Origin of the sequence: Streptomyces niphimycinicus, from assembly GCF_018883605.1 — a bacterium.
GTDB lineage: Bacteria > Actinomycetota > Actinomycetes > Streptomycetales > Streptomycetaceae > Streptomyces > Streptomyces niphimycinicus.
The window spans coordinates 1-8,377 of sequence record NZ_JAHLEM010000701.1 but is presented as its reverse complement, the minus strand read 5'-3'; the positions used below and the strand labels follow the sequence as shown (position 1 = coordinate 8,377).

Sequence of the window (8,377 nt, the reverse complement as noted above, 5' to 3'; positions counted from 1 at the left end):
GGCGACGGCGTCCACCACGCGATGCGCGGCATCGCCCGCCTGCACAACCTCACCCTCGCCGGGTGACGGAGAAACGGGCAGGTCATCTGGCACGACAGAGCTCATTTACGGGACAACCCTTAGCTGAAGCGAATCGTGAAAAGCTGGCGCGGCTCAGCCGATGAGGGCGGCGGTGGTCACTCGACGTCCTCTTCTTGTGTTTCTTTCTGCATTTCCCGGAAGAGGGCGGGGAAGTAGTTGATGTCGTCGGTGAGGCCGGTCAGTAGCGAACCGATGACGGGGCCCGTACCACTGGCACCTTTGCGGTCGGCGCCTTTGAGGAGGTCGCTGTTGTGCCGCCGGGTGCGGTCGCCGAACGGGAGGGAGCCTGTGGACAGATAGCGGATGGCGCCCTCGGCGTCACGCTTGGGGATGATCTCGGACTTGGCGTAGCGACTGGCGCTGAAGGGGATGTCCAGGCAGCCTGCCGCGAAGGCGTCGACCACGGCGGTCCTGGTGTCGGGTGCGGCGAGGACGGGTTCGACGATGTCGGCGACCTCGTCGACTATCCAGGAGAGCTCGTCGGCGACGCGTTCCTCGTCGGCTTTGACGAAGTCCAGGAGCGGCGAGTTGGCACGGTCAGCGAGCCGGAGCCCCTCGACGTTCGCGTGGGTGTCGGGGACGCCGAACGCTTCCTGGTAGGTCTTGGTGATGAGTTTGGAGGCCCCGCCGAGCCGGGCGACGAGAGCCCCGTAGAAGATCAGGTCCTCCGCGTTGCCGCGCTTCTTGGGGAAGACGCCCATGAATTCGTGGAGGACGGCGTGCACGTCCACCTCGGGGGGCAGGTAGGTGCGGGCGAGGACGGGGATCGCCCGCAGTGCGGCGACATCCTGGACGAGGTGGCCGCTCTGCGGGTACGAGACGGAGATGCAGCGCACTCCGGCGCGGGCGGCGAGCACCGCTTCGAGGACGCTGATCGCGAGGCTGATCGAGGGCGGGACGAGCACGGCGGTCAAGGTGCCGAAGAGCTCACGGTCGACGATCAGGCCGAGGCCGGCGAGTTCCCCGCACACCGCATCGACAGCGTTCCACGCGGCGATGGACTCCGCGAGCGGGACCGCCTTGGAGTACGGCAGGTTGTAGGAGATGCCGCCGCCCTCGAAGGAGGTGATGCCGGAAGCGACGGCGACGTCGAAGAGGATGCGGGCGTCGGGCGAGCCGTGGCGTATCTCCAGCGGGGCGGCGACGGACTCGTTGACTTCCCGGCCGCGGAGGTAGCCGTGGCTGACCAGGGGGTAGCCGTTGAGGTCGGCGGGCGCCCGGTTGAGGGAGCGCAGGGCCTGCTCGAAGCGTTTGAGGCGGGTGTGCGAGTCGATGGTGAGGGTGAGGATGTCGGGGGCCGCTTGGTCCTCAAGTTCACGCAGGAGCGCCTTCATCTCCTCATGGCCGCCGACGCCGCAGCGCGGCTGTATGGCCACCCGGCCCGCGTCGCGGGCGTCCATGAGGACGCGGGCGGCCGTGGGTTTGCCGAGGGAGGCGATGTAGTCGACTGACTCCGCGAGGGGCGGCAGGGCGTCCGTGCCGGGACTCCCGGAGTGCCCGGGCAGATAGCCGATCTTCGTCATGAGGTCACGGGCAGGCGCTGCCGGTCCGCCGTCCGGCTCGCCCGCAGCTCGTCGAGTGCGGGAAGGAGCTGGGCCGGGTCCTGGAGGATACGATCGACGCCGAGGGCTTGGAGGCGCTCCAGGTCCCTGGGGTCCTTCTTGCTGCCTACGGAGAGGTTGCCCCCGACGATGACGGGGCAGGTGATGCGGCCGGCTTCGCGCGCGGCGGGAAGGTCGCGCAGGTCCTCGTGGACGTGGCCGTTGAGGCTGCCGATGATGACGGCTTCCGCGTCGGGGTGCTGCTCGCATGCCTGGGCGAATTCTTCGACGGGTGTGCAGGTGCCGAGGTTCTCGACCTCGAAGCCGAGGCCCCGTAAGGCATGGGCGATGAGGTGATTGGCGACGGCGTGGCTATCGCTGGCGGCGACTCCGAGGATGACGAGGCGGCGTTCGCTGTACGACATGGGAATGCTGCTCCTTCGGGTGGGTGACGATGCCGGGCGGGTGATGGCGTCGAGGGCTGATCGGATGTCGGCGCCGTGGCCCGGGCGGGTGATGGCGCGTGGGCCGGGCGGGGATCAGTCGTCGAAGGCGGCGAAGAGCTCACGCTTGCTGACCGAGCGCAGCCGGGCGACGTCGTACTCCTCGGCGTCGGCGGCCGCGAGGGAGTCGAAGACGTAGTTGATGGCCGGGACCAGGCCCCACACCTCGTGGTAGGGGGGCCAGCCGGGGTGCCCCGCGTCGACGTCCTGCTGCCGCGCGAAGAGGTAGTCGGACCAGATGCGGCTCGAAGGCGCGCGGTGGTGGTAGTCGTGGACGACGGTGTCGCCGGTGAGAACCAGGTAGCGGGAAGGGGCGTGGACGAACAGCATGCGCAGGGTCCAGCGGGCCCAGGCCAGCGTGCGCCGTCCGGTGGGGAGGGCCCGGTCGGGCGCCGGCTCGCCGATGAATATGGCGTTGGTCAGGGAGGCGAAGTACTCGCGGCCGCGCCGGACTTCAGTGCTGACCGGGGGGAAGGTGTGCTTGACGCACAGGCGTAAAGTGTTGCTGACCTGGAACAGCGGGATCAGCGGGACGAACCAGACGACGAGCAGGGCGTCCCACGTGCCCGTCGCGATCGTGGCGGCGGCCGCGGCACCGTAGAGCACCAGGGAGGTGGCCTTCTCGCTCGTGGCCGACTTGTTCCAGAAGGAGCGGGTTCGGGCGAAGGCGAACGCGAGGTGGAAGTGCGGTGAGCCGAGCTTCGCCAGCACACGGCGCCACATCTGGCGTCGTGTCATGCCAGGGTGCAGGTCGAGGCTGACGAGGAACGCCTGCACGGTGGGGTCCCGAAGGGTCATGTGGTGAGCGGCGTGGTGGTCGCTGACGTGCTCGCGGCTGTACCGCTCGAAGTTCTGGATGATCAGGAGGCTGGAGGTCGCCCGGCCGATGACGGCGTCGAGCTTGCGCTTGCGGTACATGTTCTTGTGGGAGCACTGGTGGTAGACCATCATTCGCAGGTTGCGCATGCCGTGCAGGGTGACGGCCCAGCCGGGCAGCAGCAGGAACAGGAACCAGGACCCCAGCGCCCATCCGGTCGCACCGATGACGGCTCCCACGATCATCGCGGCGGCCGCGGCGGCCAGGTGGTAGGTGGGTGACCAGCCGAACGGGGCCTGGCCGGCCAGGGGTTTGCCCGTGAAGACGGTGAGTAGGGACTGGAGGGGCCCTGGCAGACTCCTCATGGTCTCTCTCGGGTCGGGGGCCGCGCCGGCGGTCGGCCCCGCCTGCCGCGGATGGGCATCGGTAACGGACACGTGCTCTCCTAGATCGATCCGGGTCTGTCATTCCTGGACTTTCCTGGAACGGTCCTCCTGCGCCTTCCGGAGGGCGAACAGGGGCGACGGCCGCGGGAATCGACGTCGCGGGGGCTGATCCCGGTCCCCGATCCCGATGGGAGCCGGGATGGAACGTCCGGCCGTCGCCCTGGAGATTTCTATCGGACCTCGCGGTCGGCAACCATTGGACCTTTGTTGAAGAGTTGGTGCGTGAGGGAGACCAGACCTGCCTGGAGCCGGGACTCGACACGGAGTTTGCTGAGAATCTGCGCCATGTGCGCCTTGACTGTTCCTTCGGTCACCTGAAGTCGTGCGGAAATTCTGCGGTTCGAATACCCAGCCCCCAGCAGAAGGAATACCTGGCATTCCCGCTCGGTTAACAGGCCGACGCGTCGGCGTTGTTCGTGCCATATTTCTTGCTCAGCAGTTTCAGTGCCGATGATGCCCGTCATCACAATAACACCACCATTAAGTGCAGTATCACGGAATATGTGTGGACCAGCAGAACAAGCTTGCACTTCGGTCGCTCGGTGCCGCTATCAAGACTCCGTAAAATATATGCACCAGGCATGGATATTTCGTTCGATTAGTGGATATGGGGGATGTAACGACTTTAAAAGGCATAGATTTCCCCAGTCTTGGAAGATTTAAACTAATCCTTAGTTCCCCTTGGTTCCATTTTTTAGGCCGGGTCGACAATCGACTCACAATCGGTCCGGCGGCCGGTTTTGCGGCCGATCACGGCAGCTCGACGGATGTGTGCAAGGGCAACCGCGAAAAGGGGGAGCCAGGTTGTGGCGCGGCGCCGGTGCGGGGTCGGTGCCACGCCATCAGGATGAATTTCAGCGCCCGTCGGAGCAGGCGGTCGGCGGTGCCTTTAGCCATGCTTCCAGGGCGCTCTGCGACGATGGCGTGGAGGTCATTCGCCAGGTTCACCGGAGCGCTTCGGTGGTGAGGTTCCTATAAACCCGAACTGCGTTTACGGCCGGACCACATCCGGTTATGAAAGGATCCGGTTATGAAAGGATCGTCTTCCATCTTTTCCCGCCGCCGTACCCGTCTTCGGAACTCATCGCTCAGGACTCGCCGGGGCTCGCTCGGCGCTCGTGCAGAACCAGATCCAGCAGGCCGGGAAAGGCCGCGTCGAACTCCGGCCTGCGTAGCCTGTTCAGGCGGCGCGAACCCACGTCCCGCTGCTCGATCACGCCGGCCTGGCGCAACACCGCGAAGTGGTGGCTGCGCGTCGCCTTGGTGACCGGCAGGTCGAACGTGCCGCAGGCCCGGGTCCAGTCGGGCCCGCCCGCCAGCTCCTTCACGATGGTGCGCCGTACGGGATCGGCGAGGGCCGTGAGCGCATCGCTCAGCGTCACGTCGGCGGGATGGACGTGCGAGAGGTTCCGGGCCCGCTGTGACTGGGCGCGCCCTTCATCCGGCGCGCGAGGCGGGGGGGTTGACGAAGTGTTCGGCTCTGGTCTTACATTCATGGTGATCGACCTCCGTCGAATACCTTAGACGTCCCAGGAAGCACGGTGGTGTGTCATGCCCGGCCGCCCGCCATCCCGCCAGGACGCGGCCGGCGGGAGCATGCCCCCGGGCGCAGCGGGTGCAGCCTCCCGGCCCACCGGTCCGCTCGCCCTCTTCGCCGTCTGTCTCGGCTTCTTCATGGTCCTCATGGACAGCAGCGCCCTCAACGTCGCGCTGCCCGCCGTCCGGGGGGACCTCGCCGGAAGCCTGGCCGGCCTGGAGTGGCTCATCAACGGTTACACCATCACCCTGGCCGCCTTCCTGCTCAGTGGTGGGGTCGTCAGCGACCGCTGGGGCGCGCGGCGGGTGTTCGAAGTCTCCTTGCTGGGGTTCGTCGTGACCTCGGCGGCATGCGCGGCGAGCCCCGGCCTGGGCTTCCTGGTCACCGCCCGGGTGCTTCAGGGCGTCACCGCCGGCGGCCTGCTGCCCGCCTCACTGGCAGTGATCGCCCGCATGTACCCGGACCTCGCCCTGCGGGCCAGGGCACTCACCGTCTGGGGCGGGGTCAGCTCCCTCGCCCTTGTGTTCGGCCCCGTGCTCGGCGGAGTGCTGACCACGGCCGTCGGATGGCGCTCGGTCTTCCTGATCAACGTGCCCGTCGGACTGCTGGCCTGGTGGCTGACCAGGCTGCAGGTGCCGCCTTCCGCCACCCGCGAAGCTGCCCTCGACCCCGCCGGGCAGGCACTGGCCGTCATGGTCGTCGGCTGCGGCATCGGCGCGCTCATCGAGGGCGGGGCCCAAGGCTGGACCGACATCGTGACGTGGGCGCTGCTGGCGGTCACCCTCGCCTCGGCCGCGGTGTTCGTCGCTGTCGAGCGCAGTGCGGCGGCACCCGTGCTGCCCCTCGGCCTGCTCGCCCGGCCGCGGTTCGCCTGCGGCCTGGTCATCGGCGCGCTGTTCCAGTTCGGTGCCTACGGTGCACAGTTCGCCCTCTCGCTGCGGCTGCAGAGCGCCTGGGGCCTCGATGCGCTCGGGGCGGGACTGTCCTTCGTGCCCTTCGCCGCACTGTGGGCCTTGGCCTCCTTCGTCCTGGCCCGGGCGGTCACCCGTACCGGCCCGCGCCCGCTGCTGATCGGCGGTGCACTGGCCGCCGCGGCCGGCGCCTGCGCGCTCCTGCCGCTCGGCGGACACCCCGGCTGGTGGATCTTCTTCTGCGGCAGTGCCCTGCTCGGGCTCGGCGCGGGGCTGATGGGGCCGAGCCTGCCCGCCGTGGTCCTGAGCGCAGTGCCCGCCGACCGGTCGGGCCTGGCTTCCGGCGCGCTCAACGCCCTGCGCCAGATCGGCGGGGCAGTGGCGATCGCCCTCTTCGGCGCCTTGCTCGACGGTTCCCCCGGGCCGGCGGGGCTACGGATCTGCCTCGCCCTCGTCGCCCTCGCGTTCCTGGTCGTCGTCATGGCCGTACCCGCGGCTCTGCCCTCCCGCGCCCGCGCCCCGCACACCACCCGTCCCTGACCTCCGCGTCCCCCGTCCCTGACCTCCACACCCCCGCACACCGCCCCGGAAGGAACCATGCGCGCCATCGTCGTCACCCAGTACGGAGGCCCCGAGGTCCTCTCCGTCGCCGAACTGCCCACCCCGACGCCCGGGCCCGGAGAGGTGCTGGCTCGTCCCTCGGCCATCGGCGTCAACTTCAAGGACGTCTACGAGCGTGAAGGCCGCGGGAAGCCGTCCCCTCCCTTCACTCCCGGCTCCGAGGGCGCGGGCACGGTGACGGCCGTGGGCGAGGGAGTGACCTCCCTCGTGCCGGGCGACCGCATAGCCTGGTGCACGGCCCCTGCCGGCTACGCCGAGAAGGTCGTGGTGCCCGTGCGGGCCGCCGTCCCCCTGTCGGCGGACATCACGGAGCGGGACGCGGCGGCCCTGCTGCTCCAGGGCCTGACCGCCCACTACCTCACGACCTCCACCCGCCCTGCGCGCGAAGGCGGGACGGCCCTGGTCCACGCGGCCGCCGGAGGCGTCGGCCGCCTCCTGACCCAGATGCTCACCCGCAACGGCGTCAAGGTCATCGCCACCGTCTCCACGCCGGCGAAGGCCGCGGCCGTCCGGGCGCTGGGCGCCTGGCAGACCCTGGTGACCGCCGGCGGTACCGACCTCGCCGGGCAGGTACGCGACCTGACCGGGGGACGCGGTGTCGACGTCGTCTACGACGGCGTGGGCCGCGACACCTTCGAGGCGGGGCTGAAAGCGCTCCGCCCGCGGGGCACGTTCGTCCTCTTCGGCGAAGCCTCGGGCCCCGTGCCCGCATTCGACCCGCGCTTGCTCGCCTCCCACGGCTCGCTCTTCCTCACCCGTCCGACACTCAACAACCACGCGACCGACCCGGCCGAACTCCTGGAGCGCTCGGCGGAGCTGTTCGGCTGGCTACGCGACGGTGAGATCGACGCCTCCGTCGGCGGGACCTACCGGCTGGAGGAGGCGGCCCGCGCCCACCGCGATCTCCAGCAGCGCCGCTCCACGGGCAAGCTCCTCCTCAGCCCCGAGGGCTCTTGAAGCCCCTGAACGCGCCCGGGAGCGTCGCGCCGCGGCCCTTCGAGACGCCCCTCACGGGCGATGGTCGGGAGCTTCGCCACGGGGACCAGCCCCGCGCTTTTGGTGGCACGGTGGTCCTGGACCACGTGGACTCCTTCGACCCGACGCTGGAAGTCGCCTACCGGGCCCTGAGCTGGTGGTCGGGCGAACTGACCTCCGCGAACGCATACCTCGCGGTCGGTGAAACCAACGGCTTCCATCTGCACTGGGACGATCACGAGGTCATCGCTGTGCAGCTTTCGGGCGAGAAATCGTGGGAGGTGCGCGGCCCGAACATGAAAGCCGCGAGGTGGGCAATGGTCGTTTTCTCGCCATGGCGGGCGCCTCCCGTGCGTCCGGCTGACTCGATATGACGGTCAGCCAACGGCAAGAATTCGGCAAGCGTTACGACAGTCATCGGCAAGGACCCGGCTAAGCTTGACTCTGTCGGGGGTCTTGGAGTTTCCCCGGTGCGCCAGCTTGATCAGCGGGCATTGCCCTTGCCGGAAATCTCATCCGTGTAGGTCACACTGCATGTCGGTATTCGTGGAGGACTGATCGAGTTCATTCTTGGAATCTGGATGCCGCTGAGGATGACTTCGATCCCCGCGTCCTTGAGGACGGCATCGAAGAGGCCGGGGAACTTCCCGTCCCGGTCCCGGATCATGAACCGTGCCCGGCAGCCGAGGTCTTCGAGGTCCATGACGAGGTTCCTCGCCGCTTGCGCTACCCAGGAGGCGCTCGGATGCGCGGTGGCGCCCAGGATCCGGACCGGTCGCTCGGGGTGAACTGGATCTTTTCCTTGCCGAGTTGGTGTTCCAGCACGGTGATCTGGTGGCGCAGGGCGAGGATCTCGGCGTCCTTGTCCCGGTCGGTCATCGTCAGCAGGCGAAGCATTGCGAACGCGTTTGTCACACCCAGGTAAGCCAGTCGCAGCAGCACGAT

9 protein-coding genes and 1 pseudogene are annotated in these 8,377 nt (G+C 68.5%); 3 read left to right on the top strand and 7 right to left on the bottom strand.

Annotation, left to right across the window (positions count from 1 at the left end):
* Nucleotides 1-176: 176 nt before the first annotated feature.
* The 5 genes from KN815_RS40615 to KN815_RS40595 form a co-directional block, all read right to left on the bottom strand.
* On the bottom strand, nt 177-1,604 hold the full coding sequence (locus tag KN815_RS40615; protein WP_216346806.1) for a methylaspartate mutase: 1,428 nt from the start codon (nt 1,602-1,604) through the stop codon (nt 177-179).
* Nucleotides 1,601-2,047, bottom strand: coding sequence for a cobalamin-dependent protein (locus KN815_RS40610; RefSeq protein WP_216346805.1), 447 nt, complete (start codon nt 2,045-2,047; stop codon nt 1,601-1,603). Before KN815_RS40610 ends, KN815_RS40615 begins: the two co-directional genes overlap by 4 nt.
* 114 nt (nt 2,048-2,161) lie before the next feature.
* Nucleotides 2,162-3,379, bottom strand: coding sequence for a fatty acid desaturase family protein (locus tag KN815_RS40605; protein ID WP_253209558.1), 1,218 nt, complete (start codon nt 3,377-3,379; stop codon nt 2,162-2,164).
* Nucleotides 3,380-3,558: 179 nt separating this feature from the next.
* Entirely contained in the window at nt 3,559-3,852 is a 294-nt protein-coding gene (locus KN815_RS40600) for a response regulator transcription factor (RefSeq protein WP_216346804.1), read from the bottom strand.
* 624 nt (nt 3,853-4,476) lie between these two features.
* Complete coding sequence (locus KN815_RS40595) at nt 4,477-4,884, bottom strand: ArsR/SmtB family transcription factor (protein WP_216346803.1); 408 nt, start codon at nt 4,882-4,884, stop codon at nt 4,477-4,479.
* 100 nt (nt 4,885-4,984) lie between these two features.
* Here KN815_RS40595 and KN815_RS40590 point away from each other — a divergent pair, with 100 nt between their 5' ends.
* The 3 genes from KN815_RS40590 (at nt 4,985) to KN815_RS40580 (ending at nt 7,806) form a co-directional block, all read left to right on the top strand.
* Nucleotides 4,985-6,376: an MFS transporter gene (locus KN815_RS40590; RefSeq protein ID WP_216346802.1), complete on the top strand. Its 1,392-nt coding sequence runs from the start codon at nt 4,985-4,987 to the stop codon at nt 6,374-6,376.
* A 57-nt stretch (nt 6,377-6,433) separates the two neighbouring features.
* Nucleotides 6,434-7,414, top strand: a complete 981-nt coding sequence (locus tag KN815_RS40585; protein WP_216346801.1) for a quinone oxidoreductase family protein — start codon at nt 6,434-6,436, stop codon at nt 7,412-7,414.
* A 125-nt stretch (nt 7,415-7,539) separates the two neighbouring features.
* The gene (locus KN815_RS40580; RefSeq protein WP_372458604.1) at nt 7,540-7,806 is read left to right on the top strand and encodes a JmjC domain-containing protein; all 267 of its coding nucleotides are present in this window, start codon (nt 7,540-7,542) and stop codon (nt 7,804-7,806) included.
* A 110-nt stretch (nt 7,807-7,916) separates the two neighbouring features.
* On the opposite strand, the gene KN815_RS40575 is transcribed toward KN815_RS40580, so the two are convergent.
* On the bottom strand, nt 7,917-8,135 hold the full coding sequence (locus tag KN815_RS40575) for a hypothetical protein (RefSeq protein WP_253209556.1): 219 nt from the start codon (nt 8,133-8,135) through the stop codon (nt 7,917-7,919).
* A gap of 23 nt (nt 8,136-8,158) precedes the next feature.
* Nucleotides 8,159-8,377 (bottom strand): annotated as a pseudogene (locus tag KN815_RS40570) (hypothetical protein); the annotation flags it as partial.